This window comes from Raineyella sp. LH-20 (assembly GCF_033110965.1).
GTDB lineage: Bacteria > Actinomycetota > Actinomycetes > Propionibacteriales > Propionibacteriaceae > Raineyella.
The window spans coordinates 340,951-364,902 of record NZ_CP137003.1 but is presented as its reverse complement, the minus strand read 5'-3'; the positions used below and the strand labels follow the sequence as shown (position 1 = coordinate 364,902).

Sequence of the window (23,952 nt, the reverse complement as noted above, 5' to 3'; positions counted from 1 at the left end):
GGCGCCCGTCGCCGTACCCTGTGCAGGGTCGCGTGTCGCACGCCCATCGGGCCGCGCCGCCGTCGGGGCGTGCGTCGGCCACCCATCCACTGACCACCGGTCACGCCGCCACGTGCGGTCAACCCGGAAGACCGCACACATGACGAGAGGTACCCTTCGTGGCTGTCGAGATTGAAACCGACCTCGCCAAGGTCCGCAACATCGGGATCATGGCGCACATCGATGCTGGTAAGACCACCACCACCGAGCGCATCCTGTTCTACACCGGTATCAACTACAAGATCGGTGAGGTGCACGAGGGCGGCGCCACGATGGACTGGATGGAGCAGGAGCAGGAGCGTGGCATCACCATCACCTCCGCTGCCACCACCTGCCACTGGCACGACATCCAGATCAACATCATCGACACCCCCGGCCACGTCGACTTCACCGTCGAGGTGGAGCGCTCGCTGCGCGTCCTCGACGGTGCGGTGGCCGTCTTCGACGGTGTCGCCGGTGTCGAGCCGCAGTCGATGACCGTGTGGCGCCAGGCGGACAAGTACGGTGTGCCGCGGATCTGCTTCGTCAACAAGATGGACCGTACGGGCGCCAGCTTCGACCACGCCGTCGAGACCATCCGGACCCGCCTGAACGCGACCGCCGCCGTCATGCAGCTGCCGCTGGGCGCCGAGTCCGACTTCTACGGCGTCATCGACCTGGTCGAGATGCGCGCCCTGGTGTGGCGCGGCGAGACCAAGGTGGGCGAGGACTACGAGATCGAGGAGATCCCGGCCGACCTGCGGGAGGCCGCTGAGGCCGCTCACACCGAGCTGCTCGAGGTCGTCGCGGAGAACGACGAGGAGTTCATGGAGAAGTACCTCGGCGGCGAGGAGTTCACCGTCGCCGAGCTGAAGGCCGCGGTCCGCCGCGCCGTGCTGTCCAGCTCCATCACCGCCGTGTTCCTGGGCACCGCCTTCAAGAACAAGGGCGTCCAGCCGCTCCTCGACGCAGTCGTCGACTACCTGCCGTCGCCGCTCGACATCCCGGCCATCGAGGGCTTCAAGCCCGGCGACGAGTCGGTCGTCATCGAGCGCCACCCGGCCGACGACCAGCCGCTCGCCATGCTGGCCTTCAAGATCGCCGCCGACCCGCACCTCGGCCGACTGACCTACATCCGGGTCTACTCCGGCCGACTGGATACCGGTTCCACCGTGCTCAACTCGGTGAAGGGCAAGAAGGAGCGGATCGGCAAAATCTACCAGATGCACGCCAACAAGCGTGAGGAGATCGCCTCGATCGGCGCCGGCCAGATCGTCGCCGTGATGGGTCTGAAGGACACCGGCACCGGTGACACCCTGTGCGATACGGCCAACCCGGTCGTGCTGGAGTCGATGACCTTCCCCGCCCCGGTCATCGAGCAGGCCATCGAGCCGAACTCGAAGGCCGACCAGGAGAAGCTCGGCGTCGCCATCCAGCGCCTTGCCGAGGAGGACCCGACCTTCCAGGTGCACACCGACGAGGAGACCGGCCAGACCATCATCGCCGGCATGGGCGAGCTCCACCTGGACGTGCTGATCGACCGGATGAAGCGTGAGTTCCACGTGGAGGCCAACATCGGCAAGCCGCAGGTGGCCTACCGCGAGTCGCTGCGCAAGAAGGTCGAGAAGTTCGAGTACACCCACAAGAAGCAGTCCGGTGGCTCGGGCCAGTACGGTCGCGTCATCATCGACGTCGAGCCGCAGGAGCCGGGCTCCGGGTACGAGTTCGTCAACGCCGTCACCGGTGGTCGCATCCCCCGGGAGTACATCCCGTCGGTCGACGCCGGCATCCAGGAGGCCATGCAGTTCGGTGTGCTCGCCGGCTACCCGGTCGAGGACGTCAAGGTGACCCTGGTCGACGGCGCCTACCACGACGTCGACTCCTCCGAGCTCGCGTTCAAGATCGCCGGTTCGATGGCCTTCAAGGAGGCCGCCAAGAAGGCCAACCCGGTCCTGCTCGAGCCGATCATGGCCGTCGACGTGACCACCCCGGAGGACTACCTGGGCACCGTCATCGGTGACCTGAACGCCCGCCGTGGCCAGGTGCAGTCGATGGAGGACCAGCACGGCAACAAGGTCGTCCACGCACTGGTCCCGCTGTCGGAGATGTTCGGCTACGTCGGTGACCTGCGCTCGAAGACCTCGGGCCAGGCCTCCTACTCGATGGAGTTCCACTCGTACGCCGAGACCCCGAAGAACGTGTCCGAAGAGGTCATCCAGAAGGCCCGCGGCGGCGAGTGATCGCCTGATCCTCTGACCGGCGCCGGATAGGATGGACCGAGTAGTATAGCTCCGGTTTGACTATGCGGCGCCGGTGCAGAAAACTTGGCCGGGTCACCCTCGGGAGACCCGGCAAAGCGTCAGACCGGTAGTAATCAACGCGCGCCTCGCAACCAGTGAGGCGACCATCAAGAAGGAGCCCCAGTGGCAAAGGCCAAGTTCGAGCGGACCAAGCCGCACGTCAACATCGGCACCATCGGGCACATCGACCACGGCAAGACCACTCTGACCGCGGCGATCTCGAAGGTGCTCCACGACAAGTACCCGGACCTGAACGAGGAGTCCCCCTTCGACTCCATCGACAAGGCTCCCGAGGAGCGCCAGCGCGGCATCACGATCTCGATCGCTCACATCGAGTACCAGACCGAGAAGCGCCACTACGCGCACGTTGACTGCCCCGGCCACGCCGACTACGTCAAGAACATGATCACCGGTGCCGCGCAGATGGACGGCGCCATCCTCGTCGTGGCCGCCACCGACGGCCCGATGCCGCAGACCCGCGAGCACGTCCTGCTCGCCCGCCAGGTGGGCGTGCCGGCCATGGTCGTGGCGCTGAACAAGTGCGACATGGTCGACGACGAGGAGCTCATCGAGCTCGTCGAGATGGAGGTCCGCGAGCTGCTGGCCTCGCAGGACTTCGATGAGGACTGCCCGGTCGTCCAGATCTCCGCCTACCAGGCGCTGCAGGGCGACCCCAAGTGGGTCAAGTCGGTCGAGGACCTGATGGACGCGGTCGACGAGTACATCCCGACCCCGGCCCGCGAGGTCGACAAGCCGTTCCTGATGCCCGTCGAGGACGTCTTCACCATCACCGGCCGTGGCACGGTCGTCACCGGCCGTATCGAGCGCGGTGTGATCAAGGTCAACGAGTCCGTCGAGATCGTCGGCATCCACGACGCCACCGCGACCTCCACGGTCACCGGTGTCGAGATGTTCCGCAAGCTCCTCGACGAGGGCCAGGCCGGTGAGAACGTCGGCCTGCTGCTGCGTGGCACCAAGAAGGAAGACGTGCAGCGCGGCATGGTCATCTGCAAGCCGGGCTCGGTCACCCCGCACACCGAGTTCGAGGGCCGCGTCTACATCCTGAACAAGGACGAGGGTGGCCGTCACAAGCCGTTCTTCGCCCACTACTCGCCGCAGTTCTACTTCCGCACCACCGACGTCACCGGCGCCATCGAGCTGCCCGAGGGTGTCGACATGATCATGCCCGGTGACAACACCGACATGAAGGTGAAGCTGATCCACCCGATCGCCATGGAAGAGGGCCTGAAGTTCGCCATCCGTGAGGGTGGCCGCACCGTGGGTGCCGGCAACGTCACCAAGATCATCAAGTGATCTGAGGCGTACGCCGCCCCACCAGGCACTGCTCGACGCACCAGGAGGCCCACCCCGTCACGGGGTGGGCCTCCTGCGTCTCCGGGATCGCCGCCTCCGAAAAACCATCCTTGACCGTACGAAATGGCCGTGTGAGGATCGCCGCATGTGCAACTACTGCGGCTGCCAGGACATGACGCTGATCCGCGATTACTACGCGGAACACGACAGCGCCCGCGACCTCGCCGACCGCGCACGCCGGGCGATGGACGCCGGGGAGTACGCCAAGGCCCGTGATGAGATCGCCCGGCTGGCCGTCGAGTTGGAGGGGCACTGGCAGGGGGAGGAGGGCGGCCTGTTCGCGGTGATGGTCGACCGCTACCCTGACGACTTCGCCGACTACATCGGGCCCTTGGTCGAGGAGCACCGGGCGCTCGCCGGCTTCCTGCAAGCGCTCGACGTCACCGACGCCGCCCACCGCAGGGCCTTCGCCGATCAGGTGGCCGAACTGCACGAACACATGCTGCGTGAGGAGGACTCGCTGTTCCCCGCGTCGGTCGTCACCTTCGTCGGGGAGGACTGGACCCGGGCGATCGACGGGTGGCAGTCCGCGCACCCGGACCGGGAGCTGATCGCAGACTGACCGGCGGGGTCGCGCCGGTACGGATCGACCGTGGCGGCGCAGCGGAGCCGCGGCAACCGCCCTACGAGGATCAGTCGCAGCCCTCCGGCCCGCAGGCGGGGGCGTCACCGGTGTCCAGGGTGATGAAGTTGCGCGGTGCCGGACGGCTCTCCTCCCACACCTTCTGCAGCGCCTGGGCGAACAGTTCGGTGGGCTGTGCGCCGGAGATGGCGTACTTGTCCTCCAGCACGAAGAACGGCACCCCGGTGACCCCGATCGACCGGGCGGTGCGGAAATCGGCGAGCACTTCGGCGCGGACCGCATCGTCGTCCAGCGCAGCGCGGACCGCGCCCTCGGTCAGCCCGTGGCGTACGCCGATCGCCACCAGCACGTCGGGATCGCTGATCGCCTCGCCGCGGACGAAGTGCGCCGCCAGCAGGTCGTCCTTCACCGCGCCGACGTCGATGCCGGCGGTGCGGCGCGCGAGGTGCAGCAGCTGGTGGCCGCGCAGCGAGTTGGCCGGGACGAGCCGGTCCCAGTCGTACGTCAGTCCGACGGTGGCCGCCTGCTCGCCGACCACCGCCAGCATCTCCTGCACCTGGTCGGCCGTCATCCCCTTGACGTCGGCGAGGTACTCCGCCTCGCTGCCGTCGTAGCGCTCCGGCAGGTCGGGATCCAGCTGGTAGGAGCGCCAGGTGACCCGGACATCGTTGCGGTGGGTGAACGCCGCCAGTGCGGCGTCGAATCGCCGCTTGCCGATGTAGCACCAGGGACAGGCGATGTCGGACCAGATGTCCACGCGCAGCGTCATGTCGGCCTCTTTCTCGGTCCCCGTACGTTTCTCTCGGTCCCCGTACGTTTCAGGCGGGTCGGCCGTCCGTACGGTGCGGACCGGCAGGCCCGCGGTCACTGCCGGACCAGCAGGCCCACCGGGTAGTCGACGAGGATGTCTGCGAGTGCGACGGTACCCGACCACTCCAGCCCCTGCAGCTGGTCGCGATACGTCCCGTCGAGGTGCAGGACCGTGTCACGCCAACCGCCCTGATGGGTCAGGCCGTACGGCAGCCGGGTGGCCAGGGTGATCGCGCCGCCGCGGTCGAACGCGACCAGGTGGTCGGCCGCGGGCCCCTCGGCACAGACCGGCGCGTAGCCGGTGAACAGGTCGGGCCGCTCCCGGCGCAGCCGCAGTGCCCGGGAGGTGATCCACAGCTTCGCCGCGCCGGTGGCGTCCAGCGGTGGCGGCTGGGTGCGGCGCAGCAGGTCGGCGCAGGCGGTGAAGTCGACCGGCCGGCGGTTGTCCGGGTCCACCAGCGACTCGTCCCACAGCTCGGTGCCCTGGTAGACGTCGGGCACCCCGGGCATGGTCAGCTGGACCAGCTTCTGTCCCAAGGAGTTCGACCAGCCCGGGCGGGCGACCAGCCCGAGCAGCGTACGCATCAGCTCGACGGTGTCGGGGTCGTCGTACGCGCGGTCGATCGCGGCGTGCACCTCCTGCTCGAACTCCTCGTTCGGATCGGTCCAGCTGGTCTGGTCGGAGGCCTCGCGCATCGCCTTGGTGGCGTACGCCTGCATGCGTTCCCGCGCGATCGGCGCCGCCCCGACGAAGGTCTGGGCGAGCAGGTAGGCCAGCGGCCGGTTGGCGATGTCCATCCGCTCCACCACCCCCTGGGCGAACGGACCCCAGATGTCGCCGATCTCGGCCAGCACGTTGAGCCGGGCCCGGACGTCCTCGCTGCGCTTCGTGTCGTGGGTGGACAGCGACGTCATCGAGTGCGGCCAGTGGGCCTGGCGCTGGGCCATCCGCCGGTGGAACTCGCCCACCCCGATGCCGAAGGTGCCCGGATCGCCCCCCACCTCGTTGAGGGCGATGAACCGGGAGTAGCGATAGTAGGCGGTGTCCTCGACGCCCTTGGCCATCACCGCACCGCAGAGCTGCTGGAACCGCTGGGCCACCTCGTCGACAGGATCGTGCAGCCGACCGCTGATCGCGCCGATCACCTCGGCGAGGTCGGGACGGGCCGCGACGGCGGCCCGTTCGGCGGCGATCAGGTAGCCGTCGCCCTGCGGCAGGTAGGAGCGGTACACCTCGAAGCGGGCGGCGATCTCGGCCAGCGCCGACTCCAGTGGTTCGGTCTCGATCTCCGGGGCGAGCCGGGCGATCCGGTGCCGCTCGGCCTCGAGCAACTCGTACGCCGCGTTGAGCTTGCCCTCCAGGACGTGGTCGGCGATCCCGACCTGGTCGCCGGTGATCGAGGTGTAGATCCGGGAGAACTGCTTCTCGGCGGCCGGATCGAGGAACACCGCGCCGGCATCGAACATCGCGTCGTACCCGCTGGTGCCCTGGATCGGCCAGCTCGGCAGGTGCTCGCCGCGCTCCAGGATCTTCTCGCCGACGATCCAGGCGTCCGGGGCCAGCTCGCGCAGCCGGACGAAGTAGCCGCCGGGGTCGCACAGACCGTCCGGATGGTCGACCCGCAGCCCGTCGACCTGCCCGTCGGCGATCCACCGGGCGATCCGGGCGTGGGTGGCGGCGAAGACCTCAGGGTCCTCCTGGTGGACTCCGGCCAGGCTGGTGACGGTGAAGAAGCGCCGGTAGGTGATGTCGGTGTCGCCGCGGCGCCACGAGATCAGTCGGTAGTGCTGGCGCCCGTGGACGGCGGCCGCCGAGTCGCCCGGCTGCCAGGTGCCCTCCGCGACCGGGTACCGATGACCGAAGTAGTCGAGTTGCGCCCCGTCGTCGGTCACCACGAGGGTGAGGTTCTCGTCGCGGTCCTCGCCGAGCACCGGCAGCAGGATGGGGAACCGGTCCCAGTCGATGTCGTACCAGGCGGCGTACGGGGACTCGCGGCCCTCGCGCAGCACGCTCCACCAGCTCGGGTTCTGGTCCGGCTCGGCGATGCCGAGATGGTTGGGGACGATGTCGACGACGATCCCGATCCCAGCCGCGTGGGCGGCCTCGACGAGAGCGGCCCAGGCCTGCTCGCCGCCGCGGTGTGGATCGATCCGGGTCGGGTCGACGCAGTCGTAGCCGTGCTCGGAGCCGGCGGTCGACGCGAGCAGTGGGGACAGATAGAGCGCACCCACCCCGAGGTCCTGCAGGTAGTCGATCATCGCCGCGGCCTGCCGCAGGGTGAAGTCGCGGGTGATCTGGAGTCTGTAGGTCGAGGTGGGGGTACGCACGTGTTGTCCTTCCGCCGATCCTGCCTCACACTATCCGGCGGAGGAGTCCGGATAGGGTGGAGACGTCGATGCCCGCCCCGTCGAGGAGGAATCCATGGCCGCTGCACAGCTCGCCCCGACCACCCCGCTCCGCAGCGGAGGTGCCATCCCGCTGCTCGGGCTCGGCACCTGGCCGATGACCGGCGCGGCGTGCACCGAGGCGGTCGTCACCGCGCTGGAGAGCGGCTACCGGCTTCTCGATACGGCAGAGAATTACGAGAACGAGGCCGCGGTGGGGGCGGGGGTGCGGCAGGCGTCGGTCGCCCGCGAGGACGTCTTCGTCACCACCAAGTTCAACCGGAAGTGGCATGGCCGCGATCTGGTCCGGCCGGCCCTCGAGGCGGCGCTGGAGCGGATGGGCCTCGACTACGTCGATCTGCTGCTGATCCATTGGCCCAACCCGGACCAGGGCCGTTACCTGGAGGCGTACGAGGGGCTGCTGGCGGTCCAGCAGGCCGGGCTGACCCGGGGGATCGGCACCTCGAACTTCACCGCGCCGTTCCTCTCCGACCTGTTCGCGCACGGGTACGTGCCGGAGGTCAACCAGGTCGAGCTGGACCCGACCCGGCCGCGCCGGGACCTGGTCGCGATCCACCGCGAGCACGGGATCGTGACCGAGGCCTGGAGCCCGCTCGGCCGCGACCACCGCGACGCGCTGATGGCGTCGGCCGCGGTGCAGGACGCCGCCCGGACGCTGGGGCGGACGACCGCCCAGGTGGTGCTGCGGTGGGAGGTCCAGCAGGGCGTCGTGGCGGTGCCGAAGTCCGCCGATCCGCGCCGCCAGCAGGAGAACCTCGCGGTCTTCGACTTCACCCTGTCGCCGGACCAGATGGCCGCGATCGGGGCGCTGGAGGATCCGCAGGCCGACCTGCTCGACCCGCTCCGCTTCGGGCACTGAGGACTCCGGTCGTCGACGCACCTCGGGGGCGGGTTGCCTGAGCCTCACCTGTCTTCCGCGAGCCTTCCCTCGCTACCGGGACGGCCGTACGGCGGCTACTCTCGCACCCCATGAGCACCCCTGTGACCGCCGGGCAGATCGTCGACACACGCATCCTCCGCCGCTTCATGTGGCTGTCCGTGGCCGCCGCCCTGGCCACGATGGCGATCAAGGGCGGCGCCGCGGTGCTGACCGGATCGGTCGGCCTGCTGTCCGACGCCATGGAGTCGATGGTCAACCTCGCCGCGGCCCTGATCGGCGTGTGGGCACTGCGGCTGGCGGCGAAGCCCGCCGACGAAGGGCACCCCTTCGGCCACGGCAAGGCGGAGTACTTCTCCTCCCTCGCCGAGGGCTCGATGATCCTGGTGGCCGCGACGCTGATCATCTACACCGCGGTGCAGCGGCTGATCCACCCGCAGCCGGTCGAACAGCTCGGCGTCGGCCTGCTGCTGTCCACCGGTGCCTCGCTGGTCAACCTGGTCGTCTCCCTGGTGCTGCGCAGGGCCGGCCGCCGCCATCGGTCGATCGCTCTGGAGGCGGACGGCCGACACCTGATGACCGATGTCTGGACCTCGGCCGGCGTGCTGGTCGGCATCGGGCTGGTCGCCCTGACCCACTGGCAGCCGCTCGACCCGATCGTCGCGATCCTGGTCGGCGGCAACATCCTGATCACCGGCTGGGGGCTGTTGCGCCGTTCCGGGACGCTGCTGCTCAGCTCGTCCCTCGACGCGGAGGACGTCGCGCGGATCCGGGCGGTGGAAGCCGTCTTCGCCGCCCGGGAGCCGGTGCACTTCCTGGCCAACCAGACCGTCCAGCAGGGCCAGCTCGCCCTGGTGCACACCTTCATGTGCGTCCCGGACGAGTGGACGGTCGGCCGGGCCCGGGCGCTCGCCGAGGAGGTCAAGGCGGCGATCGCCGCAGAGCTGCACGCCAGTGACGTGTACGTCCACGTCCAGTCACACTCCTCGCACGACGTCTCCGAAGAGCCGCTGCCGGACAAGCCGGTCGCGCCCGGCGCCTGACCGGCCGGGTCAGCAGCTCGCGGGCGCCCCGTACGCTCCGGAAGCTCCGTACGCCCCGGAAGCTCCGTACGCCCCGGAAGCTCCGACGGTGCCGACGAGGCGTACGCCCTCCCGGTCGCCCTCGGCCAGGGAGGACCAGCTGCCGGGCACCTCGATCTCGGTGACTGAGGACACCGGGAAGGCACAGCGTTGGGCGTCGGCGTCGCCGTGGTCGGCGTCGTACGACAGCTCGGCGGCCAGCGCCGGCAGACCGGGGGAGTGACCGACCACCAGCAGCGCGGTCACCTCGTCCTCGATCTCACCGATCCGCTCCAGCAGCGTCTCGACATCGGCCAGATAGAGCGCCTCCTGGAACTCCAGCCGCGGCGCACCGGGCAGGTCCAGTCCGGCGACGGTCTGCCGGCAGCGCTCGGCGGTGGAGCTCATCACCACGCCGATGCCGCGGTCGGCCAGCAGCGCGCCGGCGTCGACGGCCTGTTGCCGGCCGAGCGCGCTGAGCGGGCGCTGCTTGTCCGAGGCGGGCGAGTCGGCCTCGACCTGGCCGTGGCGCATCAGATACAGGTGGCGTGACATACCCCCCAGGGTAATCGGTCCGGGTGATCAGCGGCGTCGCTGTTCCTGCTCCGGATGCACGGCGCCGCCGCGGGAACGGTCCAGCGACACCGGGCCGACGATCGGTTCCCAGCCGCGGTCGGGCCGCCGGATCACCGGATCGGCGGCGCGGGAGCGATAGACGATGTACGGCCGGGTCGGGTAGCCCAGCGGCACCGAGAAGGCGTGCACCAGCCGGGTGTAAGGCCACACCGCGAAGAGCAGGAACGCCGCGATCACGTGCAGTTGGAACGCCAGCGGCACGTCCGCCATCAGCGCGGCACGTGGCTGCAGGACGAACAGCGACCGCAGCCACGGCGAGATGGTCTCGCGGTAGTCGTAGCCCTCACCGCTGCCGAACACCTGGTGCAGCAGCGTCGCGACGATGCCGAGCAGCACCGGCAGCGCCAGCAACACGTACATGACCTTGTCGTTGCGGGTGGTGGCCTGGAAGACGCCGTGCACGAAGCGCCGCCGGACGATGAGCAGGACGAGACCGACCCCGGCGGCCAGACCGGCCAGCCCGCCGCCGAGGGTGGCGATCAGGTGGTAGGCCCCTTCGTGCAGGCCGATCGCCTCGGTCCAGGTCTTCGGGATGACCAGGCCCAGCAGGTGGCCGGCGGCGACGGCGAGGATGCCGTAGTGGAACAGCGGCGAGCCGAGCCGCAGCATCCGGCTCTCGTACAGCTCCGAGGAGCGGGTGGTCCAGCCGAACTTGTCGTGCCGCCAGCGCCAGACGGTGCCGACGACCAGCATGGTGAGGCAGACGTACGGGTAGGCGATCCACAGCATCGCGTCGAGGGTGCTCATGATCGATCACTCCTGGGAAGGGTCGGTGGGGGGACGACCAGCGGCTCGCCCGGTCCCAGGGCGTCCGCGCCGACCATCTCGGCCGGCGGGCCGCCGGCGATCAGATCGAGGGTGCGTCGACGAGTCCGCTCGTCGACGTGCGGCAGGGTGAGGGTGACGGCCTCGACCACCCCGGTCCACGGGCTGCCCGTCGCCGCGAGGGCCTCCCGCAGCACCTCCAGGCCCTCCCGGTGCGAGCTGAGCAGCACCCCGGCCAACTCGGGGTCACCGAGCGCGGAGAACTCCAACACCACGGGCAGGAAGTCGGGCAGCTCCCGGGCATCGAACTCGAAGCCCGCGGCCCGGTACACCTCGAGGAACGTCACCAGGGCGGTGCCGCGCTTGCGGGTGTCGCCGGTGAGGAAGTACGACAGGTAGAGCGAGCACTTCCGCTTGAGGTCGAAGGTCTCGACGTACGCCTGGGCCAGCCGGTCGGCCCCGACGTGCTCGGCGTGCGCCAGGAAGGTGTCGAGGCGGTCCGCCAACGGGGCGGGCAGGGTCGGCAGTTCGGCGGCGATCGCCGGGTACTTGGCCACGGTGTCCGCGTCGGGATAGCCGAGCAGCACCGCGGCGGCCATGTGGGTGACGGCTCGCTGCCGCGCGGTGTGCGGGACCGGCGGCCGGGGCGTCTGGCGGGGTCGGCCGAGGAAGCCGCCGCGTCCGATACCGGGGAGACTCACCGCGCACCTCCGGCGAGACCGGGCCGTCCGGGGTGCTGGCCGGGATAGCCGTCGAGGTCGTCGCGGCGGCTGAGGGCGAGCCGGACCCGCCGTGCCCCGCCGGGCCCCTCCGTCGTCCGCGCCGCGCCGTGCGCGTGCCCCGCCGCGGCCAGGCCCGGACCGTTCATGCCGATCCCCTCGGGGCCGTCCAACGAGCAGCCCATCGGATCGACCTCGGCCATCGCCCGGCCGATCTCCCCGTGCGTGCTGGGGATGACGTAGCGCTCGTCGTAGTCGGCGATGGCGAGCAGCCGGTACATGTCCTCGAGCTCCTGCCCGGTCGTCCCGACCGCGGCGGCGATCTCCTCCTGCGGCTGCCCGCCGAGGGTGAGGTCGCGCATGTACGAGCGCATCGCGGCGAGCCGGCGCAGCGCCAGCTCTACCGGCCGGGTGTCGCCCGCGGTGAACAACTCGGCCAGGTAGGCCAGCGGGATCCGCATCGTCGACAGCGCGGTGAGCAGCACCTGGTGGTCCTCCGCGTCGTTGCCCGTCCGGGACACCTCGTCGACGATCGGCGACAGCGGCGGGACGTACCAGACCATCGGCAGCGTGCGGTACTCCGGGTGCAGCGGCAGCGCCACCTCGTAGTCGTGGATCAGCCGCCAGACCGGCGAGCGCTGCGCCGCCTCGATCCAGTCGTGCGGGATCCCGGCCGCCGCCGCGGCCCGCTGCACCGCCGGATCGTGCGGATCGAGGAAGCAGCGACGTTGCGCCTCGAGCAGGTCGTGCTCGTCCTCGACCGAGGCCGCCGCAGTGACCCTGTCGGCGTCGTACAGCACGATGCCGAGGTAGCGCAGCCGTCCGACGCAGGTCTCCGAACAGACCGTCGGCAGCCCCTCCTCCAGGCGCGGGTAGCAGAGGGTGCACTTCTCCGCCTTGCCGGTGCGGTGGTTGAAGTAGACCTTCTTGTACGGGCAGCCGGACACGCACATCCGCCAGCCCCGGCACTGGTCCTGGTCGACCAGCACGATGCCGTCCTCCACCCGCTTGTACATCGCGCCGGACGGGCAGGAGGCGACGCACGACGGGTTGAGGCAGTGCTCGCAGATCCGCGGCAGGTAGAACATGAAGGTCTTCTCGTACTCGAGCCGGACCTCCTCGTTCATCTTCGCCAGGATCGGGTCGTTGACGGCGATCTCCTGCGAGCCGGCGAGGTCGTCGTCCCAGTTGGCCGACCAGGAGATCTTCATCTCCTCGCCGGTGATCAGCGAGCGCGGCCGGGCGACCGGGACGTGCGGAGAGTCCGCCGGAGCCCGCAACAGCATGTCGTAGTCGTACGTCCACGGCTCGTAGTAGTCGGCGATCCGCGGCAGGTCAGGGTTGTAGAAGATCGTCGCCAGCTTGCGCAGCCGGCCGCCGGCACGGGGCCGGATCCGGCCGTTCGGCAGCCGCACCCAGCCGCCCTTCCACCGCTCCTGGTCCTCGTACGTCCGGGGGTAGCCGAGACCGGGGCGGGTCTCGACGTTGTTGAACCAGACGTACTCCAGGCCCGACCGGTTCGTCCACGCCTGCTTGCAGGTGACCGAACACGTGTGGCACCCGATGCACTTGTCGAGGTTCATCACCATCGCCATCTGGGCCATGATCCGCATCAGTACTGCACCTCCTGGCTGCGGCGACGGATGACGGTGACCTCGTCGCGCTGGTTGCCGGTCGGACCGACGTAGTTGAAGGCGTACGCGTGCTGGGCGTAGCCGCCGATCAGGTGGGTCGGTTTCATCAACACCCGGGTCAGGGCGTTGTGGATGCCGCCGCGGGTGCCGGAGGTCTCCGACCGGGGCACGTCGACGGTCCGCTCGGTGGCGTGGTGCAGGAAGACCGTCCCCTCCGGCATCCGGTGGGAGACGACCGCGCGGGCGACCACGACGCCGTTGCGGTTGTACGACTCGACCCAGTCGTTGTCCTTGACCCCGATCTTCGCCGCGTCCGCCGGGGACATCCAGATGTTGGGGCCACCCCGGCTCAGCGAGAGCATGTAGAGGTTGTCCTGGTATTCGGAGTGGATCGACCACTTGTTGTGCGGGGTGAGGTAGCGCACCCCGACCTCGACGCCGCCGGACGCGGCGCCCGAGGGCACCGCGGAGCCGAGCTTCGCGTCGCCGAAGAGCCGGTGCATGTCCAGCGGCGGCTTGAAGGTCGGCAGGTTCTCGCCGAGATCGGCCATCCAGTCGTGGTCGAGGAAGAAGTGCATCCGGCCGGTCAGCGTGTGCCACGGCTTGTCCCGCTCGACGTTCTGCACGAAAGCCGAGTAGCGCCGCCCGCCGGTCTCCGAGCCGGACCACTCCGGGGACGTGATCACCGGCTGGGGCTGCTGGGCGGTGTCGGCGAAGGTGATCCGCCGGCCCTCGTTCTCGGCCGCCAGATCGGAGAGCCGGGTGCCGGTGCGCTGCTCCAGCGTCTCGAAGCCCTGGGTGGCCAGGTGCCCGTTCGAGGTGCCGGACAGTCGCAGGATCATCTCGGCCGCCTTGACATCGGTGTCGACCAGCGGCCGGCCGGCGCACGGCCCGGTGCGGGCGACGCCGTTCATCCGTGCCAGCTCGGCGATCTCCTGCTCGGGATGCAGCAGCACCCCCTTGATCGCCATCCCGGCCTTCTCCGGCAGCGGCCCGATGGTGTCGAACTTGGCCCGGATCGCGGTGTAGTCCCGCTCGACGGTGATCAGCTTCGGCATCGTCACCCCGGGCACCATCGGCGTCTCGGCGTACGGCTTCGTCGCGCCGTGCGGCATCCCCATCGCGTCCGGGGTGTCGTGGTTCAGCGGTGCCGCGAGCAGGTCGCGACGGGTGCCGAGGTGGGTCCTCGCCAGCTCGGAGACCGCGCCGGCGAGCTCCCGGAACACCTCGTAGTCGGTCCGCGACTCCCACGGCGGCGCGATCGCCGGGTTGAAGGAGTGGATGAACGGGTGCATGTCGGTGGTCGAGATGTCGTGCTTCTCGTACCAGGTCGCCGCCGGCAGGACCAGGTCGGAGTGCAGCGTCGTCGAGGTCATCCGGAAGTCCATCGTGACGAACAGGTCGACCTTGCCGGTCGCCGCCTCGTCCCGCCACACCATGTCGAGCGGGCGCCGGTCCGGCCCGCACTCGGCCGCCCGGACCGCGTTCGTGGCGCCGAGCAGGTGCTTGTGGAAGTACTCCGCGCCCTTGGCCGAGGAGCCGATCAGGTTGGTCCGCCAGTTGGTGACCACCCGCGGGAAGTTCTCCGGGTTGTCCGGGTCCTCGCAGGCGAAGTGCAGCTCGCCCTTCTGCAGCTGGTCGACGACGTACGCCGGCGCCGCCATCCCGGCGGCGGCCGCATCGTCGGTCAGCTGCAGGGAACTGCGGTCGAAGGTCGGGTAGGACGGCATCCAGCCGCGTTTGTTCGCCTCCATCAGGGTGTCGGCGGTGGTCCGGCCACGCAGCCGGTCACCGGCCAGCGGGGAGAGCAGTGCGTCCGCCGGCAACCCGTCGTAGCGCCACTGGTCGGTGGCCAGGTACCAGTACGAGGCGGTCGTCATGTGCCGGGTCGGCCGCTGCCAGTCCAACGCGAAGGCGTACTGCTGGAAGCCGGTGATCGGGCGGACCTTCTCCTGGCCGACGTAGTGCGCCCAGCCGCCGCCGTTGCGGCCCTGGCAGCCGCACATCATCACCAGCGCGATCATCGTCCGGTAGATGGTGTCGGAGTGGAAGTAGTGGTTCGTCCCGGCGCCCATCAGGATCATTGATCGGCCGCCACTGTCGGCGGCGTTGCGGGCGAACTCCCGGGCGACCCGGGTGATCTGTGCTGCCGGCACCCCGGTGATCGACTCCGCCCAGGCCGGCGTGCCGACCGCGTCCTCGTCATCCTCACCGTCCGGCCAGACACCGGGCAGGCCCGCGCGCTGCACGCCGTACTGCGCCAGCATCAGGTCGTAGACGGTGGTGACCAGCCGGTCGCCGACCCGACGGGCCGGGACGCCGCGGCGGTGCACGGCCGCGCCGCCCAGGTGCTGGCCGTCCTCGTCCCCGGCCGCCGGCACCGCATCGAAGCGGGCGAGCAGCAGCTCGACGGGCTCGTACGTTTCACCGTCGAGGAGCGACAACAGCGGGTCGATGTCACCGAGGTCGAGGTTCCACCGGCCGGCGCCGGACGCCCCGAAGCGGTGCCCGAGCGAGCCGTTCGGCACCCGTGGGGTGCCGTCACGGTCGAGGAGGACCGTACGGAACGCGGCGTTCTCCTCCTCGGCGTGCCCGGGCAGGTCCTCGGCGGTGAGGAACTTGCCCGGGACGTACGCCCTCGCCCCGGGCGCTGTCCGCTCCGTGCCGTCCGGGGCGGTGTACTCCTCCAGAGACACCAGGAAGGGGGAGTCGGTGTACTTCGTCAGGTAGTCGAGGAAGTACGGGGTGCGCTCGGCGACGTGGAAGTCGCGCAGGATGACGTGGCCCATCGCCAGCCCGAGCGCCCCGTCGGTGCCCGGATGGATCGCCATCCACTCGTCGGCGAACTTCGTGTTGTCGGCGTAGTCAGGGGAGACCGAGACCACCTTGGTGCCGCGGTAGCGCACCTCCGTCATGAAGTGCGCGTCCGGCGTACGGGTCACCGGGACGTTCGAGCCCCACATCATCAGGTAGGAGCTGTTGTACCAGTCGCCCGACTCCGGGACGTCGGTCTGGTCGCCGAAGACCTGCGGGGAGGCCATCGGCAGGTCGGCGTACCAGTCGTAGAACGACAGGATGGTGCCGCCGAGCAGCGAGTAGAAGCGGGTGCCGGCACCGTACGACACCTGGCTCATCGCCGGGATGACGGAGAAGCCGGCCAGCCGGTCGGGCCCGTAACGCTTGATCGTGTAGACGTGCGCCGCGGCGGAGATCTCGTTCGCCGTCTCCCAGCTGATCCGGACCAGCCCGCCCTTGCCGCGCTGTGACTTGTACGCCCGGGCCTTCTGCGGGTCCTCGACGATCGACTCCCAGGCGTCCACCGGGTCCGGGTGGGCCGCCTTCGCCTCGTTCCACAGCCGCAACAGCACCGAGCGGGCGTACGGGTAGCGCACCCGGGTGGGGGAGTAGGTGTACCAGCTGAACGCTGCGCCGCGGGGACAGCCGCGCGGCTCGTAGTCGGGCAGGTCCGGGCCGGTGTCGGGATAGTCGGTCTGCTGCGCCTCCCAGGTGATGATGCCGTCCTTGACGTAGACCTTCCACGAGCACGAGCCGGTGCAGTTCACCCCATGGGTCGACCGTACGACCTTGTCGTGCGACCAGCGGTCGCGGTAGAAGACGTCACCCTCCCGGCCACCGGTGAGGAAGAGTTGGCGCTTGTCGGCGGAAGCGATGCCGCGGCGGAAGAAGGTGCCGAGCCCGAGCAGACCGTTGTCGTCGCTGAGCGGCTGGGCGGCGTGCCCGGGCTCGCCTCCGGGAGATGCGGGGCCGGGAGAAGCGGCGCGGCCGGGAGAAGCGGCGCCTCCGGGAGATGCGGGGCCTTCGGGAGATGCGGGGCCTCCGGGAGAAGCAGGGGTCGTCATGGGAGTCCTTTCGCAGCGGTGCGCGGATCGACGGGGAGCTGCCGGGGTCGGATCAGCCGGGGAAGGGTGCCTTCGGACGGGCGTACATCACCCAGGTGAGGACGGTGCAGAAGAGGAAGAAGATCCCGCAGCCGATGAAGAACGCCTGGTTGGCCAGGTTGGCCAGCGCCACGCCGACGATGAACGGGCCGAAGGAGGCGATCGCCGCGGTGAAGCCGATCACCCCACCCGCCTGGCGTGGCGGCATGATCATCGGCATCTGCTTGAACGTGCCGGCGTTGCCGATGCCCGCGAAGAAGAACATCGCGAACATCGCCCACAGGAATCCCTTGTACTGGTCGGGCGAGGTGGGGTTGAGGAAGGCCGCGGCCACCAGGATCGACACGGTCATCCCGACGCCGGAGACGAAGGTCCAGACCGCCCCGCCGAACCGGTCGCACAGCGGCCCCCAGGCCACCCGGACCGCGGAGGCGATCAGCGGCGGCAGGAAGGCGTACGCGGCGCCGGCGACCAGCCCGGTGACGTCACCGCCGGACGGGACGAACTTCGACGTGATGCCGTACGTGTTGTTGAGCAGCAGGGCGAACTGGGCGGCGAACCCGGAGAACGCGCCGAAGGTCATCAGGTAGATCAGCATCAGGAACCAGGTGTTCCTGTTGCCGAAGATGTCGATCTGCTGGCGGATGTTGGCCTTGATCGGCACATCGCGGAGGAAGAAGAACGCCAGCACCGCGGCGAGGACCACCCAGGGCACCAGCACCAGGCCCACGTTGTGCAGCCAGATCGGGTGCCCGGCCGCCTCCTGCGGGGTGAGGAAGGCCGTGCCGAAAAGGCCGAAGCCCATCACCCACGGGCCGAGCACCTGGATGATCGACATGCCGAAGTTGCCGATGCCGGCCTGGATGCCCAACGCGGTGCCCGCCCGCTTCTTGGGGAAGAAGTAGCCGGTGGAGGGCATGTAGCCGGAGAAGATGCCGCCGCCGATGCCACAGGCGAAAGCGAGCAGCAGCAGTGTGCCGTACGAGGTGCTGGAATCGCGCACCGCGAACGTCCAGCCCAGCATCGGGATGAGCAACAGCAGTGAGGAGATGGTGACCAGCTTGCGGGTGCCCAGGATCGGCGGCAGGAACATCCAGATCAGCCGGATGATGCCGGCGGCCAGGCCGGGCATCGAGGTGAGCCAGTAGAGCTGCTCCTTGGTCAGGTGGAATCCGACGTTGTTGAGCTGCGGAGCCACGGTGGAGACGATGTACCAGGTGCAGAAGGCCAGGATCAGCGAGTAGGTCGTGATCCACAGGGTCCGCCAGGCCAGGCGGTTGTCCCAGGTCTCCTCACGGTTCGGGTCCCAGTTGGAAAGGTCTCGTGCCAGGGCGCTCTCGACGGCCATGGGTGTCCTCACGCTTGGTGCTGATAAATGCGGTGTGGGTGCTGTGGTAGGTGCCGGGGGCACCTACCGGTCATCGTGGTGGAAACGCGACCTATTTTCCAGCGGAAAACCGAATTTATTGTGTGATCTGCGTCAGGGGGTCGGGCGGACGGGGGACGTCGGGGTCAGTGCTCCCGGGGTGGGGCCGTCAGGATCGAGGATCCGGCGGTCATCACGGACTCGAGGTGGGCGTGGTCGGCCCAGGTGTCGACATCCGCTGCTTCGGTGCCCTCGACCGGCACCGGCAGGAGGTCCAGGGGTGCCGTGAGCCGGCGGACCGAGGCATCGCGGACACCGCCGTCGGCGGCGAGCCGGTCGAGTGCCCGCCGCAGCGCGCCCGACCGGTAGACCCCCGCCAGCCACTGGGCCCGGCCGTCGGCGTCGATCAGATAGGCCCCGTCGAGCGGACCGGACGCGGGGGACAGACAGGCCGCCAGGAGACGCGGTACAGCGGTCGCGACGTGTGGGATGTCACAAGCCAGGACGAGAACGAGTCGGTCCGTGGAGGTCCGTCGTCGGTGCCGGTCCAGCGCGTGGAGGCCGGCGTCGATGCCCGCCACCGGGCCGCCGTGCGCCGGACACTCCTGGGTGTGCAGCACGGTGGGGGGGATCCGCAGCGACGGCGGGCCGACCACCACGCGTCGCCGGGCAGGAGCGGTGGCCGCCAACGAGTGGTCCAGCAGCCGGCTGCCGGCCAGCTTCAGGTCGGGCTTGGAGATGCCGTCGAGACGGCGTGCCCGGCCACCGGCCAGGATGATGGCGTCGTACGGCACTGCTTCCATGAGGGGACTCTAGGCCGTGTGACCGTCCGGTGTCGCGTGGTCGGGGTCACAAACACAGCGTCTGTCCTGATCTGCTGTCCAGCGGGTCAGCTGTCCGGCGGGTCAGCTGTCCAGCAGATCAGATGTCCAGCAGGCCGCACAGAGCGTCCAGGCGGTGGAAGGTGATCTGGGCCGGGGCCTGCGCCCGGACGACCGGCTTGGCGCAGAAGGCCACCCCGAGCGCCGCGGCGGAGATCATCGCCAGGTCGTTGGCGCCGTCACCCATCGCGACCGTACGCTGCGGGTCGGCGCCGACCGCGGCGGCGTACGCCCCGAGCTCGCGCTCCTTGACCCGGCGGTCGACCACCTCACCGACGGTGCGACCGGTGAGTCGGCCGTCCGCGTCGACCTCGAGCCGGTTCGCCCGGACGAGGTCGATGTCAAGCCGAGCGGCGAGCGGGGCGACGATCTCGATGAAGCCGCCGGAGACCAGTCCGACGTGTCCGCCGCGGCCCTGCACCGTACGGACCAGCTGTTCGGCACCGGGGGTGTAGTGCACCCGGGCCGCGACATCGGTGAGCACGGTGGCCGGCACTCCGGCCAGGGTAGCCACCCGGGCGGCGAGGCTCTCGGCGAAGTCGATCTCGCCACGCATCGCCTGCTCGGTCACCCGGGCCACCTCGTCGCGCGATCCGGCGGCCTCGGCGATCTCCTCGATCACTTCGCTGGTGATGAAGGTCGAGTCGACGTCCATCACCACCAGGTGCGGGCCGTCCAGCAGCGGGCCGTGGACGACCGCGCCGGACAGGTCGTAGCGGGTGGTGACCGGGCGGACGTCGATCGGGGCCGGGGCCTCGCCCTCGAGGTAGACCGCCTGCCAGGCGGCCTCCGTGCGGTGACGTACGCCGCTGGGGCCGGGGAACAGGGCCCGTGCCGCCGCCACGGCGTCCGCGGGGATCTCGGCGTCGCTGACCAGGGCCAGACGCTGGGGCACGGAGGGGCGCTGCTGCACGATGTCGACCCTATCCTGGCGACGGTGGCGCGCCCGACGCCGTCCGTGGGTCCCGCCCGACCGCGCGCTCGGCGGCGTCGGCTGGTCCTGCCCGCCGGCACAATTTGCCGGATCCGGCAAGAGATGACAACATAGTGGGGTTGCTCCGACAGGGCAGCAGGTGTCATCTACATTCCATAGGGTCTCCACGCAGAGTCGCCGACCGGTTCGTCCGGCGGGTGAGGTGGGAGTCGGTCCCGTACGAGGGGCCCAGGGTAATGGGTGATGGCATGCGCTGTCCGGCCGCCGCGTTCGCGGGTGCGGCTCGGGCTCCGGGGATGCCGGCATCTGGTGATGCGCAGCATCGACTCCCGGAGCACGAGGCGTCAGACCCGGGACACGCATCAGGAACCAGGGGAGACTTGGGTCCTGTTCTGTCCCGGATGCGCGACACGCCCGACCGCGTGGGCCGCTCGATCGTCGTGATCGTGCGGGTCTTTCGATCAGGCTGGGCGGGGAGTGACGGAGACCGGTACTGCTCACCCGAGCGGCCGCCGAAGCACGAGAAGAAGGACGAACTGTGGCGGGACAAAAGATCCGCATCAGGCTGAAGGCCTATGACCACGAGGTCATCGACTCCTCGGCGCGCAAGATCGTCGACACGGTGACGCGGACTGGTGCCCAGGTTGCCGGCCCGGTGCCGCTGCCCACGGAGAAGAACGTGTTCTGTGTGATCCGTTCGCCGCACAAGTACAAGGACAGCCGCGAGCACTTCGAGATGCGTACGCACAAGCGGCTCATCGACATCATCGATCCGACGCCGAAGACGGTCGACTCGCTCATGCGCCTCGACCTGCCCGCCGGTGTCGACATCGAGATCAAGCTCTGAGGGACGTCTGAATCATGAGCACTGAACGCAAGGTGAAGGGGCTGCTGGGCACCAAGCTCGGCATGACCCAGGTCTGGGACGCCGACAACAAGATCGTCCCGGTGACCGTCATCCAGGCCGGTCCCTGTGTGGTGACCCAGGTCCGCACCCCCGAGGCCGACGGCTACTCCGCCGTCCAGCTCGGGTTCGGCGCGGTCAAGCCCACCAAGGTCACCAAGCCGATGGCCGGGCACTTCGAGAAGGCCGGTGTGACGCCGCGCCGGCACCTGATGGAGCTGCGGACCACCGACGCCGCCGAGTACGCGGTCGGCCAGGAGCTGCTCGCCGACGTGTTCGCCGACGGTGAGTACGTCGACGTCACCGGCATCACCCGGGGCCACGGCACCGCCGGTGTCATGAAGCGGCACGGCTTCAAGGGTCTGGGCGCCGGACACGGTGTCCACCGCAAGCACCGCTCGCCGGGTTCCATCGGCGGCTGCTCCACCCCGGGGCGTGTCTTCCGCGGTCTGCGGATGGCCGGTCGGATGGGTGTGGACAAGCAGACCGTGCAGAACCTCACGGTCCACGCTGTCGACGTCGAGAAGGGCCTCATCCTGGTCAAGGGCGCCATCCCCGGCACCAAGGGTGGCCTGGTCGTCCTCCGCAGCGCCAACAAGAAGGCTGCCAAGGAAGGGAAGGCCGCATGAGCACCCTGACCATCGACGTCCTGGACGCCCAGGGCAAGAAGGCCGGCACCGCTGATCTCCCCGCCGAGATCTTCGACGTCGAGCCGAACATCGCGCTGATCCACCAGGTCGTGACCGCCCAGCTGGCCGCTGCCCGTCAGGGCACCCACAAGGTCAAGACCCGCGGTGAGGTCGCCGGCGGCGGCAAGAAGCCGTGGCGCCAGAAGGGCACCGGCCGCGCCCGTCAGGGCTCGATCCGCGCTCCCCAGTGGACCGGCGGTGGCGTCGTGCACGGCCCGCAGCCGCGCTCGTACGCCCAGCGGACCCCGAAGAAGATGATCGCGGCCGCGCTCTACGGCTCGCTGACCGACCGCTTCCGCGACGGCAACCTGCGCGTCGTGACCGGCCTGGGGGTGGCCGAGAAGCCGTCCACCAAGACCGCCGTGGCGTCCCTGGCCACCGTGTCGGAGGCCCGCAAGGTGCTCGTCGTGGTCACCCGCGACGAGGAGATCACCCGGCTGAGCCTGCGCAACGCCGTCGGCGTGCACCTGCTGGTCCCCGACCAGCTGAACGCGTACGACGTGCTGAACGCTGACGACGTGGTGTTCACCACGGCCGCCCTGGAAGCCTTCGTCGGCACCCGTGGTGCCGAGCCGGAGACCGCTCAGGTCGAGGAGGAGCAGAAGTGAACGAGCCGCTGAAGATCCGGGTGCACCACGACGTGCTGATCGCCCCGGTCGTCTCCGAAAAGAGCTACAGCCTGATCGACCAGAACAAGTACACCTTCCTGGTCGAGCCGGACGCCAACAAGACCGAGATCAAGATCGCGGTGGAGAAGGTCTTCGGGGTCAAGGTCACCGCGGTGAACACGATCAACCGTCAGGGCAAGACCCGTCGGACCAAGTTCGGCACCGGCAAGCGCCCCGACACCAAGCGTGCGATCGTCACGGTCGCCGACGGCCAGCGCATCGACATCTTCGGAGGCTCGGTCGACTGACCGGGGCTCCTCGCTGAGACAAGGAACGCATCCTATGGGTATCCGTAAGTACAAGCCGACAACGCCGGGCCGCCGTGGCTCGTCGGTTGCCGACTTCGTCGAGCTGACCCGGTCGACGCCGGAGAAGTCGCTGCTCGTCGCGAAGCCGAAGACCGGCGGCCGCAACAACAACGGCCGGATCACCACCCGCCACATCGGTGGCGGGCACAAGCAGGCCTACCGCCTGATCGATTTCAAGCGCTACGACAAGGACGGCGTGCCGGCCAAGGTCGCTCACATCGAGTACGACCCGAACCGCACCGCCCGGATCGCGCTGCTGCACTACGCCGACGGCGAGAAGCGCTACATCATCGCGCCGAAGGACCTCCAGCAGGGGGCCCTGGTGGTCGCTGGTGAGGGTGCCGACATCAAGCCCGGCAACAACCTGCCGCTGCGCTCCATCCCGGTCGGCACCACGGTCCACGCCGTGGAGCTGCGCCCCGGTGGCGGCGCCAAGATGGGCCGCTCCGCCGGCGCGTCGGTGCAGCTGGTCGCCCGTGAGGGCAAGAAGGCCACGCTGCGTCTCCCCTCCGGTGAGATGCGCATGGTCGACGTCCGCTGCCGCGCCACCGTCGGTGAGGTCGGCAACGCCGAGCAGTCGAACATCGACTGGGGCAAGGCCGGCCGCAACCGTTGGAAGGGCAAGCGCCCGACCGTCCGTGGTGTGGTCATGAACCCGATCGACCACCCGCACGGTGGTGGTGAGGGTCGTACGTCCGGTGGCCGTCACCCGGTCTCTCCCTGGGGCAAGCCCGAGGGCCGTACGCGTGACAAGAACAAGGCCAGCAACCGCGACATCGTGCGGCGTCGCAAGTCCGGCAAGAAGCGCTGATCGAGGAAGGGAAGGTAGAACATGCCTCGCAGTCTGAAGAAGGGCCCCTTCGTCGACGACCACCTGTGGAAGAAGGTGGACGCGCAGAACGAGAAGGGCACCAAGACCGTCATCAAGACCTGGTCGCGCCGCTCGATGATCCTGCCGGACATGATCGGGCACACCATCGCGGTGCACGACGGTCGTAAGCACGTGCCGGTGTTCATCACCGACGCCATGGTCGGCCACAAGCTGGGTGAGTTCGCGCCCACCCGTACGTTCAAGGGCCACATCAAGGACGACCGCAAGTCGCGTCGTCGCTGAGACCGA

At 69.4% G+C, this 23,952-nt stretch carries 21 protein-coding genes; 11 read left to right on the top strand and 10 right to left on the bottom strand.

What is annotated here, in order from left to right:
- Positions 1 to 158 precede the first annotated feature (158 nt).
- From fusA to R0146_RS01550, 3 genes are all read left to right on the top strand, one after another.
- Positions 159 to 2,258, top strand: coding sequence for an elongation factor G (gene fusA / locus R0146_RS01560; RefSeq protein ID WP_317691117.1), 2,100 nt, complete (start codon positions 159 to 161; stop codon positions 2,256 to 2,258).
- A gap of 183 nt (positions 2,259 to 2,441) precedes the next feature.
- Positions 2,442 to 3,632 (top strand): elongation factor Tu, encoded by a 1,191-nt coding sequence (tuf, locus tag R0146_RS01555; protein ID WP_317691116.1) that lies wholly within the window; start codon positions 2,442 to 2,444, stop codon positions 3,630 to 3,632.
- Between the two features lie 145 nt (positions 3,633 to 3,777).
- A complete protein-coding gene (locus R0146_RS01550; protein ID WP_317691115.1) occupies positions 3,778 to 4,254 on the top strand; it encodes a hemerythrin domain-containing protein in 477 nt (158 codons plus the stop codon).
- Positions 4,255 to 4,324: 70 nt separating this feature from the next.
- Here R0146_RS01550 and R0146_RS01545 read toward each other — a convergent pair whose 3' ends face one another.
- Together R0146_RS01545 and treY are read right to left on the bottom strand one after the other, a co-directional pair.
- Entirely contained in the window at positions 4,325 to 5,044 is a 720-nt protein-coding gene (locus R0146_RS01545) for a DsbA family oxidoreductase (protein WP_317691114.1), read from the bottom strand.
- Positions 5,045 to 5,139: 95 nt separating this feature from the next.
- Complete coding sequence (treY, locus tag R0146_RS01540) at positions 5,140 to 7,413, bottom strand: malto-oligosyltrehalose synthase (RefSeq protein ID WP_317691113.1); 2,274 nt, start codon at positions 7,411 to 7,413, stop codon at positions 5,140 to 5,142.
- Positions 7,414 to 7,507: 94 nt separating this feature from the next.
- On the opposite strand from treY, the gene R0146_RS01535 reads away from it, so the two are divergent.
- Together R0146_RS01535 and R0146_RS01530 are read left to right on the top strand one after the other, a co-directional pair.
- On the top strand, positions 7,508 to 8,350 hold the full coding sequence (locus R0146_RS01535) for an aldo/keto reductase (protein WP_317691112.1): 843 nt from the start codon (positions 7,508 to 7,510) through the stop codon (positions 8,348 to 8,350).
- 110 nt (positions 8,351 to 8,460) lie between these two features.
- The gene (locus R0146_RS01530; protein WP_317691111.1) at positions 8,461 to 9,411 is read left to right on the top strand and encodes a cation diffusion facilitator family transporter; all 951 of its coding nucleotides are present in this window, start codon (positions 8,461 to 8,463) and stop codon (positions 9,409 to 9,411) included.
- A 9-nt stretch (positions 9,412 to 9,420) separates the two neighbouring features.
- Here the strand turns inward: R0146_RS01530 and R0146_RS01525 are convergent, their stop codons facing one another.
- The 8 genes from R0146_RS01525 to serB all read right to left on the bottom strand — a co-directional run bounded on the left by R0146_RS01525 (position 9,421) and on the right by serB (position 20,242).
- A complete protein-coding gene (locus tag R0146_RS01525) occupies positions 9,421 to 9,984 on the bottom strand; it encodes a SixA phosphatase family protein (RefSeq protein ID WP_317691110.1) in 564 nt (187 codons plus the stop codon).
- Positions 9,985 to 10,011: 27 nt separating this feature from the next.
- A complete protein-coding gene (gene narI / locus R0146_RS01520) occupies positions 10,012 to 10,812 on the bottom strand; it encodes a respiratory nitrate reductase subunit gamma (protein WP_317691109.1) in 801 nt (266 codons plus the stop codon).
- Positions 10,809 to 11,531 carry a nitrate reductase molybdenum cofactor assembly chaperone gene (gene narJ / locus R0146_RS01515; RefSeq protein ID WP_317691108.1) on the bottom strand — a complete coding sequence of 241 codons (723 nt, stop codon included), beginning with the start codon at positions 11,529 to 11,531 and terminating at the stop codon, positions 10,809 to 10,811. The genes narI and narJ overlap by 4 nt, the downstream gene beginning before the upstream one ends.
- Positions 11,528 to 13,162, bottom strand: coding sequence for a nitrate reductase subunit beta (gene narH / locus R0146_RS01510; protein WP_317691107.1), 1,635 nt, complete (start codon positions 13,160 to 13,162; stop codon positions 11,528 to 11,530). The genes narJ and narH overlap by 4 nt, the downstream gene beginning before the upstream one ends.
- Positions 13,162 to 17,043 (bottom strand): nitrate reductase subunit alpha, encoded by a 3,882-nt coding sequence (locus tag R0146_RS01505; RefSeq protein ID WP_317691106.1) that lies wholly within the window; start codon positions 17,041 to 17,043, stop codon positions 13,162 to 13,164. The genes narH and R0146_RS01505 overlap by 1 nt, the downstream gene beginning before the upstream one ends.
- Before the next feature lie 52 nt (positions 17,044 to 17,095).
- Positions 17,096 to 18,430 carry a nitrate/nitrite transporter gene (locus R0146_RS01500; protein ID WP_317691105.1) on the bottom strand — a complete coding sequence of 445 codons (1,335 nt, stop codon included), beginning with the start codon at positions 18,428 to 18,430 and terminating at the stop codon, positions 17,096 to 17,098.
- Positions 18,431 to 18,594: 164 nt separating this feature from the next.
- Complete coding sequence (locus R0146_RS01495; RefSeq protein WP_317691104.1) at positions 18,595 to 19,251, bottom strand: molybdenum cofactor guanylyltransferase; 657 nt, start codon at positions 19,249 to 19,251, stop codon at positions 18,595 to 18,597.
- Positions 19,252 to 19,369: 118 nt separating this feature from the next.
- A complete protein-coding gene (gene serB, locus R0146_RS01490; protein ID WP_317691103.1) occupies positions 19,370 to 20,242 on the bottom strand; it encodes a phosphoserine phosphatase SerB in 873 nt (290 codons plus the stop codon).
- Positions 20,243 to 20,801: 559 nt separating this feature from the next.
- Here serB and rpsJ point away from each other — a divergent pair.
- From rpsJ to rpsS, 6 genes are read left to right on the top strand one after another with little or no spacing between them, the layout of a single operon-like run.
- A complete protein-coding gene (gene rpsJ, locus R0146_RS01485; RefSeq protein WP_091414454.1) occupies positions 20,802 to 21,110 on the top strand; it encodes a 30S ribosomal protein S10 in 309 nt (102 codons plus the stop codon).
- Between the two features lie 14 nt (positions 21,111 to 21,124).
- Positions 21,125 to 21,796 (top strand): 50S ribosomal protein L3, encoded by a 672-nt coding sequence (gene rplC, locus R0146_RS01480; protein ID WP_317691102.1) that lies wholly within the window; start codon positions 21,125 to 21,127, stop codon positions 21,794 to 21,796.
- The gene (rplD, locus tag R0146_RS01475) at positions 21,793 to 22,464 is read left to right on the top strand and encodes a 50S ribosomal protein L4 (protein WP_317691101.1); all 672 of its coding nucleotides are present in this window, start codon (positions 21,793 to 21,795) and stop codon (positions 22,462 to 22,464) included. The genes rplC and rplD overlap by 4 nt, the downstream gene beginning before the upstream one ends.
- Positions 22,461 to 22,772 carry a 50S ribosomal protein L23 gene (rplW, locus tag R0146_RS01470; RefSeq protein ID WP_317691100.1) on the top strand — a complete coding sequence of 104 codons (312 nt, stop codon included), beginning with the start codon at positions 22,461 to 22,463 and terminating at the stop codon, positions 22,770 to 22,772. The genes rplD and rplW overlap by 4 nt, the downstream gene beginning before the upstream one ends.
- A gap of 34 nt (positions 22,773 to 22,806) precedes the next feature.
- A complete protein-coding gene (rplB, locus tag R0146_RS01465; protein ID WP_317691099.1) occupies positions 22,807 to 23,643 on the top strand; it encodes a 50S ribosomal protein L2 in 837 nt (278 codons plus the stop codon).
- A 21-nt stretch (positions 23,644 to 23,664) separates the two neighbouring features.
- Positions 23,665 to 23,946 carry a 30S ribosomal protein S19 gene (gene rpsS / locus R0146_RS01460; protein WP_317691098.1) on the top strand — a complete coding sequence of 94 codons (282 nt, stop codon included), beginning with the start codon at positions 23,665 to 23,667 and terminating at the stop codon, positions 23,944 to 23,946.
- Positions 23,947 to 23,952: the final 6 nt, after the last annotated feature.